Source organism: Puerhibacterium sp. TATVAM-FAB25, assembly GCF_046535855.1.
Classification (GTDB): domain Bacteria; phylum Actinomycetota; class Actinomycetes; order Actinomycetales; family Cellulomonadaceae; genus Puerhibacterium; species Puerhibacterium variabilis_A.
Genome location: NZ_JAXUAK010000001.1, coordinates 135,022 through 151,909, shown reverse-complemented (window position 1 = coordinate 151,909; position 16,888 = coordinate 135,022). Strand labels below are relative to the sequence as shown.

Below are 16,888 nucleotides of genomic sequence, written 5' to 3'. Positions count from 1 at the left end.
CGTCGCGCGGGCCAGGTCGCGGCCCGGCTGCAGGGCGAGCCGCTGCCGGGGCCGTGGGCCCGGCGGCGGGCTCAGTGCGCCGCGGCGAGCCGGTCGAACGGCAGCGCGTCGAGGTCCAGGCGCGGGTTCTGCTCCTGGGTGGCGACGAGGCGCTGGGCCTCGGCGCGCGACTCCACGGCCGGCATCGCGCCGGGCAGCGGCCGCGCCGCGGACTCGCGCAGCAGGGCCACGGCGACCGCGCCGACGACGGCGGTGCCGACGAGGTACCACGCGGGCGTGAGGCTGTTGCCGGTGGCCTGCAGCAGCGCCTCGATGATCAGCGGCGAGGTGCCGCCGAAGACGGCGACCGCGACGTTGTAGCTCAGGCCCATCGAGCCGTACCGCACCGCGGTGGGGAACTGCGCGGGCAGCGACGAGGCGAGCGTGCCGACCAGGAAGGTCACCGGGACGGCCATGAGGGCCAGGCCGGCGAGCGTCGACCAGACCGAGCCGACCGCCAGCAGCAGGAAGGCCGGGACGGCGAGCACGGCGAGCGCGCCGCTGCCGATCCACAGCACGGGGCGCCGGCCGATGCGGTCGGAGAGGCGCCCGGTGAGCGGGATGCACAGGGCCATGGCGACCAGCACGGGGATGGTCAGCAGCGTGCCGTGCACGGCGTCGTAGCCCAGGGTGTCGGTGAGGTACGTCGGCATGTACGAGGTGAGCGCGTAGCCGGCGGTGTTCGCGGCGGCCACGAGCAGCATCGCCACGAGGATCGGCTTCCACTGCGCGCGCAGCGTGTCCTCGGGGCGGGCCGGCAGCTCGCGCGAGGCCTGCTCGGCGATCTCCTGCGCCTCGCGCTGGGCCTGGAACGCCGGGGTCTCCTCGATGCGCATGCGGAACCAGATCGCGACGGCGCCGAGCGGCCCGGCGATCAGGAACGGGATGCGCCACGCGCCGTCGAGCATGGCCTGCTGGCCGAGCGTGAGCTGCAGCGCCGACACCACGGCCGCACCGATGGCGAAGCCGAGGTAGGAGCCGAGGTCGAGGAACGACGCGAAGTAGCCGCGGCGGCGGTCGGGGGCGTGCTCCGAGACGAAGGTCGTCACGCCGGCGTACTCGCCGCCGGTGGAGAAGCCCTGCAGCAGCTTCAGCACGACGAGCAGGACCGGGGCGACGGCGCCGATCTGCGCGTAGGTGGGCAGCAGGCCGATGGCGAACGTCGAGGCGGCCATCAGCACCAGCGTCACGGCCAGCACCTTCTGGCGCCCGACCCGGTCGCCGATGCGGCCGCAGACGATGCCGCCGAGCGGGCGGGCCACGTACGTGGCGGCGAACACGCCGAGGGAGAACAGCACCTGCACGCCGGAGGCGGCCTCGGGCAGGAACACCGCGCCCATGGTCACGGCGAGGTAGCCGTACACGCCGACGTCGTACCACTCCATGGTGTTGCCGACGACGGTGCCGCCGACGGCGCGGCGGAGCATCGAGCCGTCGACGACGGTGACGTCGTCGACGCGCAGGCGGCGGCGCCGCCCGGGGCGGCCGGCCGGGGTGCGGGCCTCGCGGACGGGGCCGCGGGACGGCCGGCCGTCGGTGAGGCTGGGGTCCGTGACAGAGGTCATGGTTCCTTCCGTGGCGGGTCGGGCGGCGCGTGCTCGCACCACGGACATCCGCACGTGACAGGGGGCGGGCGGGGCCCACCAGGGCACCGACCTCGGACAACGGGCGTCTACGTTACCGTCGCTTGACCGAAGCACCATGAATCGGCCATGGCTGTGACGGTTTTCTGACGCGGTGTCCGGCGCGCTGACCTGCGGCGGAGCGCGCCGGAGGGCCCGGTTCCGTGGCATGGGACACACCGGTCCGGCACGCGCGCTGGGCGGCCCGGTCGCGGCGCCGCGGCCCGTAGGCTCGTGACGTGCACCGACGCATCTCGGCCCCCGCAGGAACGCCCTCCGGACCGCCCGCACCGACCCCCGCCGCGACGCCCGCCGCGACCCCTCCTGCGGCCGCCGCCGCGGGCCTCCCGGCGCCGGCCGGCGGGTGGCCGCCGGCCGCCGTGCTGCGCGCCGCGGCGGGGTGGACGTGGGAGCCCGAGGGCGCCGAGGTCGTGGCCGGCGACGTGCGGGTGGTCCGCTACCCCGAGTGGTTCGCGGCGGGCGTGCTCGCCACGCAGGTCGACTCCGACCGCTCCCCCGCCGATCTCGTCGACGAGGTCGTCGGGCGCACGCGCGCGTGGGGCGCGCGGCGCCTGGGCTGGTGGGTGACCGCCGGCGACCGGCCCGCCGTGGAGGACGAGCTGCGCCGCCGCGGCGCCGTGCACGCGGACACGGTCGCCGTCCTCGCCCTGCCGCTCGCCGGCCCCGCGCACGACCCTGCCGAGGACCTCGCCGACGACGCCGCCGAAGGCCTCGCCGCTACCCTCGCCGCGACCCTCGCCGCGACCCTCGCCGCGACCCTCGCCGCGACCCTCGCCGCGACCCTCGCCGTGCCCGACGGCGTCTCGGCCGAGCTGGTCCGGACCGCCGCCCAGCTGCAGGAGGTGGACGCCGTCAACGTGCCCGTGTGGGACCAGCAGCCCCTCACCCCCGAGCGCCTCGACGCGGACCTCGACGAGGTGCGCCGCGGCCTGGCCGACGGCACCGGGTTCCGGGTGCTCGCGCGCCTCGACGGCCGCGCGGTCGCCACGGGTGGCGTGACGCTGGCCGACCCGCCGGCCGGCTGGCCGCGGCTCGGGCGGGTGGCACGGCTGTGGGGCGCGGCGACCCTGCCCGCGGCGCGCGGGCGCGGCGCGTACCGCGCCGTGCTCGCGGCGCGCCTGGCGCGCGCCCGGGCGCTCGGCGCCTCGATGGCGCTGGTCAAGGGCCGGACGGGCACCTCCGCACCCATCCTGACCCGCGCGGGATTCCGCCGGTACGGCGAGGAGCGCCTCTACCGCCTCACCGTCTGAGCGCCCGGGCCGAGCGCCTCCCCGTCCGGGCGCCTCGCCGTCCGAGCGCCTCGTCCCAGCGCACCGGCGGGCGACGTCCCTACGATGCCCTCATGGAGCTCATCGTGGGTCTCGTGGCGGTCGTCGTCGTGGCGGGCACCGTCACGGCCGGCATGGTGTTCGGACGGGGGCGCCGCAAGGAGCGCCGGCTGGCGCAGGCGGCCGAGCTCGAGCGGCTCGCCACGGAGGCGGGCTCCGCCCTCGTGCGCACGGACGAGCGGGTGCGCCTCGCCGAGGACGAGCTCGGCTTCGCCGTCGCGCAGCTCGGCGAGCGGGAGGCGCAGGACCTCGCGGCCGCGCTGCAGAAGGCCCGGGCCCGGCTGTCCGAGGCGTTCCACCTCAACCAGCTGCTCCACGACCACGTGCCCGACACCGACGCCCAGCGCCGCGAGTGGAACTCGCGGATCATCGACCTGTGCCGCTCGGCGGACGCGGCGGTGAGCGAGCAGACCGCCGCGCTGGCCGAGCGCCGCGCCACGGTGCGGCGCACGCCGACGGCGATCGAGCAGGTGCGCGCGGAGGCCGAGCGGGTCCGCGGCCTGGTCCCGGAGGCCCGCGCCACGCTCGCGGCGCTCACGGAGCGCTACACCGACGCGGCGCTGCAGCCGGTCGCCGCCAACCCGGAGCAGGCCGAGCGGCTGCTGCAGTTCGCCGAGCGCAGCGCCACGGTGGCGGGCAAGAAGCTGGCCGGCGACCGCGGCCGCGACGCCGACGCCGCGGTGCAGGCCGCCGCGGAGACCGTCCGCCGCGCCGAGGGGCTCCTCGAGGCCGTGGAGCAGTTCGAGATGGAGGCGCTGCGCGCCGAGGCGACCCTCGGCGCGATGATCGCCGAGTCCCGCACGGAGCTCGCCGCCGCCCGCGCGCTGCCCGCCACCACGCGCGCCGGGCGGATCGAGGCCGCGATCGCCGGGCTCGAGCAGGCGCTGGCCGAGCTGCCCGCGCCGGGCGAGCGCACGGACCCGATCGGCTCCCTGACCCGCGTGCGCCAGGCCAACACCGCGCTCGACGACGCCGTCGCCGCGCACCAGGAGGCCGGCCGCCGCGCCGAGCAGGTCCGGGCCCAGCTCACGACGGCGCTGGACGACGCCTACCAGCAGATCGGCGCCGCCCGGCAGGTGATCGACGACTACCGCGCCCCCGTGGGGCCCGACGCCCGCACGCGCCTCGCCGAGGCCGAGCGCGAGCTGGCCGAGGCGTCCGGCGAGCGCGACCCCGAGCGGGCGCTCGGCCGCGCCCGCCGGGCCGCGGCGCTGGCCGCCGAGGCGCGCGCGCTCGCGCACCGCGACCTGGCGCGCCAGCAGGGCTATGGCTACGGAGGTGGCTACGGAGGTGGCTACGGAGGTGGCTACGGCGGCTGGCAGGGCGCACCGCGCGGCCGGTCGGGGTCGGGCGACATGCTCGGCGGCATCCTCGGCGGCCTGGTCCTCGGCGGCATGCTCGACGGCATCGGGGACATGTTCGAATGACCCTGCGCCGGGGTCGGTGCGCGCTCAGCGCGCCGCGGCCCGGTGCACGCTCAGCGCGCGGCGGCCCGGTGCACGCTCAGCGCGCGGCGGCCCGCAGCGCGGCGACGTCGACGCCCACGAGCCGCGCCAGCGTCGTCACCACCCCGTGCTCGGCGTTGGACGGCGCGGTGAACCGCGCCCGCTCGAGCACCCGCGGGTGCGCGTCCGCCATCGCGAAGGACAGCTCGGCGGCGTCGAGCATCTCGAGGTCGTTGAGGTAGTCGCCGAACGCGGCGGTCTGCGCCGACGTGATGCCGAGCGCGGCCTGCAGGCCCCGCACCGCGGCGCCCTTGTTCGCGGCGGCGGCCATGACGTCGACCCAGTGCGGGCCCGAGACCACCACCTGGTGGGTGGCGCGGAAGCGCTCCAGGGCCGGCGCCGTGCCCGTCTCGGCGTCGCCGAAGTCGTGGACGGCGATCTTCAGCACGTCGTCCTGCGCGGCCAGCAGGTCGTCGACCTCCGCGAGCTCGGCGTAGTACCGGCGGGCCTCGGCCAGGAACGCCGCGTCGGTGCGCTCCACGTACGCCGAGCGCTTGCCGCACAGCACCACGCCGACGTCGCGGGTGCCCGCGAGCGCCCGCAGCGCGTCGACGGCCTCCACCACGGTGGCACGGTCCAGCGTGACGGAGGCCAGCTCGACCCCGTCGCGCACCACGTACGTGCCGTTCTCGGCGACCACGGGCATGCCGTCGAGCGCGTCGGCGAACGTGCGGGCGAGCGTGGCGTACTGGCGGCCGCTGGCGGGCGCGAGCAGCACGCCGCGCTCGCGCAGCTCGCGCAGGAGCGGCCAGAGCGTGGCCGGCACCTCGCCGTCGGGGTCGAGCAGCGTGCCGTCCATGTCGACGACGGCGAGGCGCAGGTCCGCGGCGGCGGGGACCTCGGCGGTCGGGTCGGCGGGCAGGGCGTCGGGCAGGGCGTCGGTCACCCGCCCATCCTGCCCCGGCCGGCGACCGTCACTCGCCCACGAGCCCGTCGAGCGCCTCGCGCAGCAGGTCGGCGTGCCCGTTGTGCCGCGCGTACTCCTCGACGAGGTGCACGAGGATCCACCGCAGGCTGAACCGGCCGCCCTGGCCGTCGTGGCCGCGGTGGGCCTCGCCCACGGAGAGGGTCTCCAGGCCGTCGGGCCCGGCGAGCGTCGCGTCGAGGACCCGGTCCGACGCCGCGACGGCGTCGTCGAACAGGGTGCGCAGGGCGGCGGGCTCGTCGTGGGCGGCGCTGTGCCACTCCCAGTCGGGGTCGTCGTCCCACGGAGCGGTGTCGAACGGCGGCCGGCGGGCGGCGCCGCGCAGCACGACGCCGGTCCAGTGGTCCTCCACGTAGGCCAGGTGCTTGAGCAGCCCGGCGAGCGTCATGGTGCTGGGCGGCAGCGGCGTGCGCAGCTGCGCGGCGGTGAGGCCCGCCGTCTTCCAGCGCAGGGTGTCGCGGTGGTGGTCGAGGAAGGCGCGCAGGGTCGCGGCCTCGTCGGCGCGCAGGGGCGGCTCGACGCGCGTGGGACCGGGGTCGACCGGCGGGGCGGCGGGCGGCTCGGCGGACGGGTTCGACGGCACGGCCGGACCCTAGCCGACCGGCCGCCGCCGGCCCGGCGCCCGCCGCGCACCCGGCGTGGCCGCCGGGCATCGCGCATGCTGTGGCGCATGCCTCGCCCCACGCAGACGCTCCGCACCCGCGCCGGCGACCTCACCGTCGTCGGGCACGCGACGCCGCCACCCGACGACACGGGACGGGCGGTGGTGCTCGTGCACGGCGTCGGGTCCTCCTCCCGGGCGTTCCGGCGGCTCGCCGAGCAGCTCGCCCCGCACGCGGCCGTGCACGCCCTCGACCTGCCGGGCTTCGGCGACGCGCCCCACCCGGGCCACGACGTGACGATCGCCGAGCACTCCGACCTGGTGGCGCGGTACGTCGCCGAGCACGTGACCGGGGCGGGGCTGCAGCCGCCCGTGGTGGTCGGCCACTCGATGGGCACCCAGGTGGCGGGCGGGCTGCTCGCCGACCATCCCGGTGTCGCGGCCGGGGCCGTGCTGCTCGGGCCGACGGCCGACCCGCGCGCCCGGTCGATCCCCCGGCAGGCCGCCCGCCTGGCGCTGGACGCCCTCGGCGAGCGCCCGCGCGCCATGGGGGTCCTGCTGTACGACGTGCTCGTGCGCTGCGGCCTGCCGTACTACCTCGGCCAGCTGCGGCACGTCGTCAGCCACCGGCTCGAGGACGTGCTGCCGCGGGCCGACGCCCCGGTCGTCGTGGTCCGGGGCCGGCACGACACCGTCGCCCCGGAGGCGTGGGCCGCCCGGCTGGCCGCGCTGGCCCCGCACGGCACGCTGCGCACGGTCCGCGGCGGCCACCACGCCATGGACGCCGACCCGCAGGGCCTGGCCGACGTCGTGCGCGCGACGTGGGAGACGGCGCGGCGGGGCGCGCGATGAGCCCGGAGCGCCGCCGCACGGCCGGCGGCGTCGCGTCCCGGCTGGGGGCGTGGGCGGCGGACTACGCCTACGCCGGGTGGCAGCAGGCGCGCCACCTCGTCGCCCCGCCGGGCCTCCCCGCGGGACCGGGCGGCCGGGCCCCCGTGGTGCTGCTGCCCGGGATCTACGAGACCTGGGAGTTCCTGCTGCCGGTGGCCCGGCCGCTCGCCGCGGCCGGCCACCCGCTGGTCACCGTGCCGGAGCTGCGGTTCAACGGCCGGCCGGTGCCCGAGGCCGCCGACGTCGTCGTGGCCGCGCTCGAGCGGGCCGACGTCCGGGGCGCGGTGCTCGTGGCGCACAGCAAGGGCGGGCTGATCGGCAAGCGCGCCATGCTCTCGGCGGCCGGCTCCCGGGTGGCCGGGATGGTGGCCGTGGCGACGCCGTTCTCCGGCTCGCGGTACGCCCGCTTCATGCTCGGGCGGGCGCTGCGGGCGTTCGACCCGCGCGACCCCGTGCTGCGGGCGTTGGCCGACGAGCTCGCCGTCAACCAGCGCATCACCGCGATCTACCCCCGCTTCGACCCGCACATCCCCGAGACGGGGCACCTGACGGGCGCCACCAACGTCGAGCTCCCGCTCTCGGGCCACTTCCGCCCGCTGGGCCACCCGGTGCTCGTCGAGCACGTGGTGCGCGCGGTGGAGCGGCTGGCCGCGGGCGCCGGCGAACCGGGCGCCGCCCGCTAGGACTCAGCCCGCGCCGCCTCAGCCCGCGCCGCCTCAGCCCGCGCCGCCTCAGCCCGCCAGGTGCCCCCAGCGGGCCGCGAGCTCGCGCCACGGCCCGACGTCGGCCACCGCGCCGTCCTCGAGCACGACCACGCGGTCGGCCCGGGCGAGCGCCGCCCGCTTGGACGTCGCGCCGACGACGGTGGTGCCCCGGGCGCGCAGCGACTCCCACAGCTCCAGCTCCGTGGCCGCGTCCAGCGCGCTGGAGACGTCGTCGGCCAGCAGCAGCTCGGCGTCGGTGGCCAGCGCGCGGGCCAGCGCCAGGCGCTGCACCTGCCCGCCGGACAGCCGCACCCCGCGGTGGCCCACCATCGCGTCGGGGCCGCCGGCGTCGGCGACGTCCGCCGTCAGGCGCGCGGCCTCGACGGGGCCGGCCACCTCGCGGGGGTGGTCGAGCCGGATGTTGTCGGCGAACGTGCCCGACAGCACGCGGGGCACCTGCGCGACGTGCGCGACCCGGCCCGGGCGCAGGAAGGTCTGCGCGTCGGCGACGTCCGTGCCGTTCCAGCGGACGGCGCCGGTGTGCTCCATCAGCCCCGCGAGCGCGGACAGCAGGCTCGACTTGCCGGCCCCGACCCGCCCGAGCAGCAGCACCAGCTCGCCGCGGGCGAGCGTGAGGTCCACGCCCTGCACGCCGACGGTGCCGTCGTCGTGCACGGCCGACATCCCGCGCAGCTCCAGCCGCTCGAGCCGGTCGCGGTGCTCCGGCGTCGGGGCCGGGGCGGCTCCGGTCGCGAGGTCGACGCCCGCGGGCAGCGACGCGAGGTCGGCCCCCGCGGCGAACCCGCTCGTGGCCTGCTGCCACGCGCGGGTGCCGGGCGCCTCGGTGACGACGGCGCCCGCCACCGTGCCGAACCAGCTGAAGCCGCTGACCGCGCCGGCCACCAGCAGCGTGCTGGCCAGGTCCCACATGCCGGTGAGCAGGCCGGCCCAGGCCGCCACGACGCCGACCTGCACCATGACGAGCGGCACGCCGTCGAGCACGGCCTGCACCCGGTGCTCGGACACCGCCGCCTCGACCCGGCCGGAGTCGACCCGCCGCAGGTGGGCGTGCACGTCGGGGGTGCGGGCGGCGAGCTTGACGGTGCGGGCGGCGTCGAGCGCCGAGACCAGCGCCCGACCGAAGCCCGCGCGCGCCGCCGAGGACCGCGACGCCGAGCGGCCGGCCACCGGCCGGCCCAGCAGCGAGCACGCGGCGGAGACGACCAGCACGGCGAGCAGCACGGCGCCGGCCAGCAGCGACCAGCTCAGCAGCGCGGTGACCGCGACGAGCACGAGGCCGTTGACGAGGTCGACCCAGCGGTCGGCGTACCGGGCGAACCGGTCGGCGTCCAGGGCGCGGGCGACGACCTCGCCCGGCGGGGTGCGCCGCAGCCGGTGCTGCCGGGTCTGCCCGACGAGCACGGCCATCCGCACCCGCAGCAGCAGCTCGATCCACCACCGCGGGTAGACCCGGAAGGCGAGCGAGTTGCACAGCGACACGCACAGCAGCAGCGCCACCATGACGGCCACGGGGACCACGGGCGTGCCGCCCGCCTGCAGCCCCTCGACCGTGCGGCCCCAGAGGAACCCGGTGAGGGCGCCCTGGGCGGCGAAGAGGCTGGAGGCGAGGAACAGCGCGCCGCCCAGCAGGCCCCAGCGCGGGCGCACCACGAGGGCGTGCGCGATGCCGCGCGCCAGGCTCGGGCCGGTGCCGGGGTCGGCCAGCCGCGGCGGGGTGCCGGTGCGGCGGCGGGCACCGACCGCGGGCGCGTCGGCGTCGGCCTCGCCGGCGGCGGGGGCGGCGGGGTCCGCCGCGCGCTCGGGTGCACCCTCGGGTGCGCCCGCGTCGGGCGGCCCGGCGGCGACGTCGCGCTGCTCGGCGACGCGGCTGGCCTCCACCAGCGCCCGGAACGGGCCCTCGGCGCGGGCGAGCTGCGCGCGCGGCCCCTGCTGCGCCACGCGCCCGTGGTCGAGCACGACGACCTGGTCGGCGCGCTCGACCGTGCCGAGCCGGTGGGCCACGAGCACGCCGGTGCGGCCGCCGAGCAGGCGCTCGGACGCGGCGACCACGCGCGCCTCGGTGAGCGGGTCCATCCGCGCGGTCGCCTCGTCCAGGACCACCACCTGCACGTCCCGCACGAGCAGCCGCGCGAAGGCGACGAGCTGCTCCTCCCCCGCCGACAGGGACGTGCCACCCGGCCCCAGCAGCGTGTCGAGGCCGTCGGGCAGGCCGGCCACCCAGCCCTCGAGGCGCAGCTCGCGCACGGCGTCCTCGACGTCGGAGCGCGGCACGTCGGCGAACAGGGCGATGTTCTCGGCCAGCGTCCCGGCGAGGATCTCGGTGCGCTGGGTGACGACGCCGACGGCGGCGCGCAGCGCCTGCAGGTCCATGTCCCGCACGTCGACCCCGCCCAGGAAGACGGCGCCGGGCGGCGGCTCGACGGCGCGCGACAGCAGCGACGCCAGCGTGGACTTGCCGGAGCCGGTGCGCCCGACGAGCGCGACGGTCTGCCCGGCGGGCACGTGCAGGTGCACCCCCTGCAGGGCGAACGTGCCCTCGGCGTAGGCGAAGCGCAGGTCGCGCACCTCCAGCGCGAGCGGGCCGCCGGGCACGGGCGCGCCGCCGACGGGCTCCGGCTCGGTCTCGAGCATCTCGCGGATGCGCAGGGTGGCGCCGAGGCCCTCCTGCAGGTCGGGCAGGTTCCGCGCGAGCTGGTCGAACTGCCCGACGAACGCGGCGGTGACGAGGAAGAGGGTCACCAGGCGGGCCACCGGCAGGTCGCCCGCGGCCGCGAGCGCCACGCCGGCCACCGCGACCGCGGCGAGCAGCGCGTGCAGCAGGGTGCCGGCGCGCCGGGTCATGCGCGTCTCGACGACGAGCACGTGGTCCAGCGTGCGGTGCACGGCCGCGGACAGCTCCGCGAGACGCCGCACCGCGAACGCCTGGCCCAGGCTCGTGCGCAGGTCGTCGCGCGCGGCCACGGCCTCCTCGAAGGCGGCGGCGTTGTCGGTCCAGGCGCGCTCCTCGACGACCTTGCGGCGGGCGATCTCGCCCAGCGACGGCCGGACCACGAGCACGGTCACGCCGGCCAGCAGCGGGAACAGCAGCCAGGCGGGCCACCAGGTGACGCCGGCCACCACCCACATCGGCACGCAGCCCACCACGGTGCGGCCCATGCCCCACAGCTGGCGGCGCACGAGCGTGCCGACGGCGTGCGTGTCGTCGTCGACGCGGTCGAGCACCTCGCCGACCGCCTGCTCCGAGAGCGTGCCGAGCGGCTGGTGCAGGGCGGCGCTGAGCAGGTCGCCGCGCAGGCGGCCCTCCGCGCGGTCGACGACGCCGGCCCAGGCGACCTGACCGACGGTGTCGATCGCGGCCGCGCCCACCACGCACAGGGCCAGGAGCGCGACGCCGGCGAGCGTCGCACCCTCGGCGAGCCGGCCCGCCACGACGGTGCCGAGGGCCGCCCCGACGGCCCCGACGGTCAGCGCGACCAGCGCCGCCAGCGCCACGGGGCTGCGCAGCCGGCGCCAGCCGAGGGTGCGGGACGGGTCGTCGGGAGCGGGCGCGAGACGGGACGGGGCGGGACGGGCCGGGGCGTCGATCATGATGGTCGAACCCTAGGCCCGGCGGCTGACCTCGCCGAAGGCCTTTTCCGGCCCGCGCACCCCGGCCCGGCGGACGAGGCCGTTCGGGTCGCACCCCTCCCGCAGGTGCCCGTGCTCGGGTCATGCTGGAGACCTGCGGTGCGCCGGCGCACCGGCGAGGGGGCCTCGTCGGGCCCGGCGGGCGAGGGGTGCGCCGCCGGGACGACGGAGGCCGTGATGCCCGAGACCACCGACGTGCGCGCCCCCGGGCCGGAGGGCGGCCGGCCGCCCGACGTGCCGCCCTCCGACGTGCCGCCGCCGGCCGCGGACCGCGACGTGCTCGGCCCGCTCGCCGAGCACCGCCGCCGGGTCCGCGTCCGCGTGGTCGCTTCCCGCGTGGTCCTCGTGCTGGCGCTGCTGGGTCTGCTGTCGTCCCTCCTGCGCGGCCTGTGGCGGGTGCTCGGCGTGTACCGCGACGTGCTGCCCGGGCTGCTGCCCGGCACCGCCGCCCGCACGCTGGTGGCGGTGTCGGTCCTGCTGCTGCTCGCCGCGCGCGGGCTGCGGCGCGGCAGCGCGCTCGCGTGGGGTGGGACCGTCGGGATGCTCGTGCTGGCCGGCGTGCTGCACCTGCTCAAGGGGCTCGACGTGCTCGAGGCGGTGCTGGTGCTCGGCTGCGCCGCGTGGCTGCTCACCCAGCGCCGCGCCTTCCCGGTCCGCCCCACCCGCCGGTCGGTGCTGGTCGCGGCGCTCGTCGGCGCCGGCGTGCTCGCCCTGCTCGTCGCCGCGGCGCTGGCCGTGCGCCTCTACGTCATGATCCGCGACCCGAGCGTGGGGCAGGTGGCCCGGGTGGAGCGCTGGCTGACGCCGCTCGACTACGTCGGCAGCGCCGCGTTCCTCGTCGTGCTGCTGTGGACCCTGCTCTCGCCGCGCCGGCCGCCCACCCTCACGGACGGCGAGCACCGCGCGGAGCGCGAGCGGGCCCGCCGGATCGTGCAGCGGTACGGCGGCGGCACGCTCGACTACTTCGCGCTGCGGGACGACAAGGACTGGTTCGTCGCGGGCGACACCGTCGTCGCCTACTCCGCGCGCGGCGGCGTGGCGCTGGTCTCCCCCGACCCGATCGGCCCGCCGGGCGAGCGCGAGCTGGCCTGGGCGGACTTCCTCGACCTCGCCGCCGGCTACGGCTGGTCGGTCGCGGTGGTCGGCGCCGGCCCGGCGTGGGTGCCGGTCTACGAGGCCTCGGGGCTGCGCGCCGTCTACCTCGGCGACGAGGCGGTCGTGGACTGCCGCGGGTTCGGCCTGGCCGGGTCGGCGCGCAAGTCGCTGCGCCAGGCGGTCAACCGCGTGGCCCGGGCCGGCTACACGACCACGTTCCACGACCCGGCCCGCCTGGACCCGCCGCTGCGCGAGGCGCTGCTCGCGATGAGCGGCGAGTCGCGCCAGGGCGAGGCGGAGCGCGGCTTCTCCATGACGCTGTCCCGGCTCGCCGACCCGGCGGACACGGGCCTGCTGCTGTCGGTCACCCGCACGGCGGACGGGCGGGTGGACGCCTTCTGCCAGTGGGTGCCCGCACGCGACGTGGGCGGCTGGTCGCTCGACGTGATGCGCCGGCGCACCGACGTCGACGACGTGCCCAACGGTCTCGTGGAGGCCACCGTCGTCGCCACGATCCAGGAGCTGGACCGGCGCGGCGAGCGCGGCCTGGGGCTGAACTTCGCGGTGCTGCGCGAGGTCGTCGAGGGCCGGCGGGACTCCCGGCTCGACGCGCTGGTGCGGCCCGTGCTGCTGCGGCTGGCGCAGGGCACCCAGCTCACCACGCTCGCGTCCTTCAACGACCGGTTCGACCCCGAGTGGCTGCCGCGCTACGTGGTGGTCGACTCCGCGGAGTTCGTCGCCGCCCAGGCCGTGGTGGTCGCCGGCGCCGAGGGCGTCACCGAGCTGCCGGTCGTCGGCAGGTTCCTGCGCGCCGGGGCGCCGCGGTGATCCTGGCGCTCGCCGCCGCCGTGGCGTCGGCCGTCGCGTCGGGGGTCGCGACGGTGATGCAGGCGGTCGCCACGCGGCGGGCCCGCGGCCTGTCGGTGGTGCGCCAGCCGCTGCTGCTCGCGGCGCTCGGGGTCGACGGGGCCGCCTGGCTCCTGTCGCTGGCCGCGCTCGACCGGCTGCCGCTGTTCGTGGTGCAGACCGCGCTCGCCGGGTCGCTCGTCGTCGTCGTGCTGCTCGCCGCGCGCGTGCTCGCCGCGCCGCTGCGCCCGGCCGACGCGGCGGCGGTGGTGGCCGTCGTCGCCGCGCTGGTGGTCCTCGCCGCCGGGGCGGGCGACCAGCCGGCCGTCGCGCCGCCGGCCGGGTTCGCGCCGGCCGTGCTGGTCGCCGGCGGCGTGCTCGCGGTCGCGGTCGGCGCGGCCTACCGGTCGGGGCCGCCGGCCCTGCTCGCCGTCCTCGGCGGGCTGGGCTACTCCGGCGCGGCGGTCGCGGCGCGCGGCAGCCACGCGGCGGGCGACCTGCTGGCGACCGTGCTGCAGCCGTCGGCGGCGGCGGTCGTCGTCTGCGGCGCGGTGGGCACCGTCGCCTACCTGCGCGCGCTCGAGCGCGGCACCGCCGGGCCGGTCGCGGCGGTGGAGGCCGTGGTGGAGGTCGTCGTGCCCGGGACGGTCGGCGTCGCCCTGCTGGGCGACACCGTGCGAGCGGGCTGGGAGGCGCCGGCCCTCGTGGCCGTCGCGGTCGCCGTCGCCGCGTGCGTCGTGCTGGCGACCAGCCCGGCGAACGCCGCCGCGGAGCGGGCGCCGGCGACGGCGTGACGCCCGGGACGGCGCCCGCCACCGCGCGTCACAGCAGGTGCAGGGCCCGGCCCATCGCCAGCGCCTCGCTGCGCCGGGAGACGCCGAGCTTCGCGTACAGGCTCGACACGTGCGTCTTGACCGTGTTCTCCGAGACGTACAGCGCCGTGGCGATGTCGGCGTAGGTGGCCCCGCGGGCGAGCTCCGTCAGCACCTCCCGCTCGCGAGGGCTGAGCACCGGCGTCATCGCGGGGGGCAGCGTCCCGTCCAGCTCGCGCGGGCTCGCCGTGGTCGCGGCGAACTGGGTGCGCACCTCGGCGCGGCCGTCGGCGGCCCGCGCCAGCTCGGCCGCCCAGCCCTCGCTGTGCGCGGGACGCACCACCCGCAGCAGCGGGCCGATCGGCGTGCCGTGCCGCGTCCAGCCGAGGAACGGCGCGGCGTTGCGCCGGGCGGCGGTCTCGGCGACCGCCTGCGCGAGCAGCTCCGCCGCCCGGCCGGTCTCGCCCAGCGCGTCGAGCAGCTGCGCCTGGCAGACGAGGGCGAGGGCCCGGGTCGCCGGCTGGGCGTAGGTCGCGTCGCCGGCCGCCGCCTCGAACGCCTCCGCCGCGCCGCGCAGGTCGCCGTCGCGGTCCGCGCGCAGCCCCTGCACCAGCGCCGCCTCCCCGATCGCCCGCACGCCCAGCAGCTCCGCGTGCAGCCCGTCGAGCGCCTCGCGGTCGGCGGCCAGCACGGCCACCGTCGCGCGCTCCACCGCCAGCGCGACCCGCAGGAAGTCCGGCAGGCGGGGCACGACGCCGGTCCACCCGTCGCCGGGGTGCGTCAGCAGGCGTTGCGCCTCCGCCACCGACCCGCGCGCGAGCGCCAGCCGGGCGTCGCGGACGCGCACCCAGAACCGCACGCACAGGTCGGCGCTGTGCACCCGGTCCTCGACCCGGCGCTCCCAGACCGGCGACGCCGACCGCGACGGCAGGTCGAGCATCCGCGCCAGGACCAGCGCCAGCTCGGCACGGGTCTCGACGATCCCGCGCCCGCGCGGGTCGTGCCGCGCGGTGAGCCGGAGCGTCTCGGCGGCCAGCTCCGTGCAGGCGCTCTCGCGGCCCCGCATGTACTCGGTGAGCGCCAGGTGGCTGAGCGCGCTGATCGCCAGCACGGGCAGGCCGCGGCTGCGCGCGAGGGCCGCGGCCAGGCTGAGGGTGCTCTCGGCGTCGGTGAGCTCCCCGACCCAGTTCTGGGCCACGCCCAGCTCGTGGACCAGGACGACGACGGCGTCCGCGTCGGCGTCCGCCGGCGGTGCGACACGGGCCTCGGCCGCCACGCGCTCGGCGTGGCCGACGGCCGCGTGAAGCGGCTCGAGGCCGAGGAAGGCGCGCCACAGCCGGACGCAGGCGACCCGGGCGTCCTCGGACGTGGGGTCGGCCGCCTGGTCCGCGCCCGTCGCATGGCCGGCGCGCTCCGCGTGCTCCAGCAGCCGGTCGACCCAGTGGCGCGCCCCGTCGACGTCGTCGGCGATCCACCGTTCGAGCGCGATGGCGAACCAGGCGTCCGGGCGCCGGGCCACCACCTCCGGCTCGGCCCGCACGAACGCCGCCAGCGTGCCGTCGCCGTCCCGCAGCACGGCGCGCACGCCGTGGCGGGCCACGACGTCGGCCGCCTCGGACGGCGCGCCCACCCGCACGAGCCGGGCGAAGGCCTCGTCGATCAGCCCGCGTGCCACGTCGAGCCGCACGGCGCGGATCACGGTGGCACGGGCCCGCCGGCCGTCGGGGCCGCCGGCGGCGAGCTCCCGCCGGGCCACCTCCTCCAGGAGCCGGTGGACCCGGTACCGCGGCTCGTCGCCGCCCGCGTCAGTCCCCGGCGCCCGGCCCGGCGCCGCGTCGGTGCGCGGCGCGGCGCGGCCGTCCGCGGTCCCCGCGCGCGAGACGAGCAGGCCGGTGCTGGCGAGCTCGGCCAGCACGTCCCCGGCCGCACGGTCGCGCGCGAGGTGCTCGGCGGTCGCCTGGGTGAAGGCCCGCTCGCCCGCGACGCACATGAGCAGGTGCCGCTGGCGCGGGGTGAGGTCGGCGAAGACCTGGCCCGCCACGCGCCGCGCCAGCTCCTGCGGTGCGCCGCCCGCCTCCCGCGCCGCCGCGCCCGGGTCCGGCGTCGCACCGACGGTGCGCGCCGCGAGCACCGCCGCCGCGCACCAGCCGTCCGCCTGCTCCGCCAGCCGGCGGACGCCGACGGCGTCGTCGGTGCGGGCCAGGGGCGCGATGAGCGCCGCGGCCTCCCGCTCGTCGAGCCGCAGCAGGTCTCCCCGCAGCAGGGTGAACTGGCCGAGCAGCTCGGGCACGAGGCGCGTGAGCGGCAGGTCCCAGCGGCTGAGCAGCAGCAGGCGCAGGGACTCGGGGGCGACGTTGAGGCGCTCGTCGACCGCGCGGAGCGTGGCCGGGGGCAGCTCGTGGGCGTCGTCGACGACGACGAGCGGCGGGTCGCCGCCGGCGCGCGCGGGCCCCTCGGCACCGGCGAGCGCGGCGAGCAGGCGCTCGGGGTCCAGGCCCACGCCGGAGAGCCACCGCTCGCGCGCGGCGGCACGGCCGCTCCGCCGCAGCCAGCCCGCCACCCCGACGGTCTTGCCCGCCCCCGTGGGGGCCACCAGCAGCGTGACGGCGCTCTCGGCCACGGCGTCCTCGAGCCGCCGCTCCAGCCTGCCGCGGGGGACGAAGAGCCGCGGCAGCGGGGGCGGCCCCGCGTCCCGCACGCGCGCAGCCGTCCGGAGCCGCTCCTGGGGCGGATGTGCAGCGTCCATCGGCGGCTCCCCGACCTCGCGATCGCACAGCGTCCCGGGTGCCGCCGGCTCCACCGGACGACACTCCGAGACCTGACAGCGCGCCGTCGCCCGGCGTGCTCCCCC

The 16,888-nt window shown here is 78.5% G+C and carries 11 protein-coding genes; 6 read left to right on the top strand and 5 right to left on the bottom strand.

Features of this window, described 5'->3' with window-relative positions; genetic code table 11:
• Window positions 1–71: 71 nt before the first annotated feature.
• Window positions 72–1,604 carry an MFS transporter gene (locus U5M74_RS00710; protein ID WP_410905196.1) on the bottom strand — a complete coding sequence of 511 codons (1,533 nt, stop codon included), beginning with the start codon at window positions 1,602–1,604 and terminating at the stop codon, window positions 72–74.
• A gap of 296 nt (window positions 1,605–1,900) precedes the next feature.
• Here U5M74_RS00710 and U5M74_RS00705 point away from each other — a divergent pair, with 296 nt between their 5' ends.
• Both U5M74_RS00705 and U5M74_RS00700 read left to right on the top strand, forming a co-directional pair.
• Window positions 1,901–2,932, top strand: coding sequence for a GNAT family N-acetyltransferase (locus U5M74_RS00705; protein ID WP_410905195.1), 1,032 nt, complete (start codon window positions 1,901–1,903; stop codon window positions 2,930–2,932).
• 92 nt (window positions 2,933–3,024) lie between these two features.
• On the top strand, window positions 3,025–4,437 hold the full coding sequence (locus U5M74_RS00700) for a hypothetical protein (protein ID WP_410905193.1): 1,413 nt from the start codon (window positions 3,025–3,027) through the stop codon (window positions 4,435–4,437).
• Between the two features lie 76 nt (window positions 4,438–4,513).
• Here U5M74_RS00700 and U5M74_RS00695 read toward each other — a convergent pair whose 3' ends face one another.
• Complete coding sequence (locus U5M74_RS00695; protein ID WP_410905766.1) at window positions 4,514–5,314, bottom strand: Cof-type HAD-IIB family hydrolase; 801 nt, start codon at window positions 5,312–5,314, stop codon at window positions 4,514–4,516.
• Window positions 5,315–5,429: 115 nt separating this feature from the next.
• Window positions 5,430–6,023, bottom strand: a complete 594-nt coding sequence (locus U5M74_RS00690) for a DinB family protein (RefSeq protein WP_410905191.1) — start codon at window positions 6,021–6,023, stop codon at window positions 5,430–5,432.
• A gap of 87 nt (window positions 6,024–6,110) precedes the next feature.
• Between U5M74_RS00690 and U5M74_RS00685 the strand changes: the two genes are divergently transcribed.
• Entirely contained in the window at window positions 6,111–6,893 is a 783-nt protein-coding gene (locus U5M74_RS00685) for an alpha/beta fold hydrolase (RefSeq protein ID WP_410905189.1), read from the top strand.
• On the top strand, window positions 6,890–7,615 hold the full coding sequence (locus U5M74_RS00680; protein ID WP_410905187.1) for an esterase/lipase family protein: 726 nt from the start codon (window positions 6,890–6,892) through the stop codon (window positions 7,613–7,615). Before U5M74_RS00685 ends, U5M74_RS00680 begins: the two co-directional genes overlap by 4 nt.
• A gap of 48 nt (window positions 7,616–7,663) precedes the next feature.
• Here U5M74_RS00680 and U5M74_RS00675 read toward each other — a convergent pair whose 3' ends face one another.
• Window positions 7,664–11,245, bottom strand: coding sequence for an ATP-binding cassette domain-containing protein (locus U5M74_RS00675; RefSeq protein WP_410905185.1), 3,582 nt, complete (start codon window positions 11,243–11,245; stop codon window positions 7,664–7,666).
• Between the two features lie 216 nt (window positions 11,246–11,461).
• Between U5M74_RS00675 and U5M74_RS00670 the strand changes: the two genes are divergently transcribed.
• Both U5M74_RS00670 and U5M74_RS00665 read left to right on the top strand, forming a co-directional pair.
• The gene (locus U5M74_RS00670) at window positions 11,462–13,207 is read left to right on the top strand and encodes a bifunctional lysylphosphatidylglycerol flippase/synthetase MprF (RefSeq protein ID WP_410905183.1); all 1,746 of its coding nucleotides are present in this window, start codon (window positions 11,462–11,464) and stop codon (window positions 13,205–13,207) included.
• Entirely contained in the window at window positions 13,204–14,019 is an 816-nt protein-coding gene (locus U5M74_RS00665) for a hypothetical protein (protein ID WP_410905181.1), read from the top strand. The genes U5M74_RS00670 and U5M74_RS00665 overlap by 4 nt, the downstream gene beginning before the upstream one ends.
• Before the next feature lie 28 nt (window positions 14,020–14,047).
• On the opposite strand, the gene U5M74_RS00660 is transcribed toward U5M74_RS00665, so the two are convergent.
• The gene (locus tag U5M74_RS00660) at window positions 14,048–16,783 is read right to left on the bottom strand and encodes a LuxR C-terminal-related transcriptional regulator (protein ID WP_410905179.1); all 2,736 of its coding nucleotides are present in this window, start codon (window positions 16,781–16,783) and stop codon (window positions 14,048–14,050) included.
• Window positions 16,784–16,888: the final 105 nt, after the last annotated feature.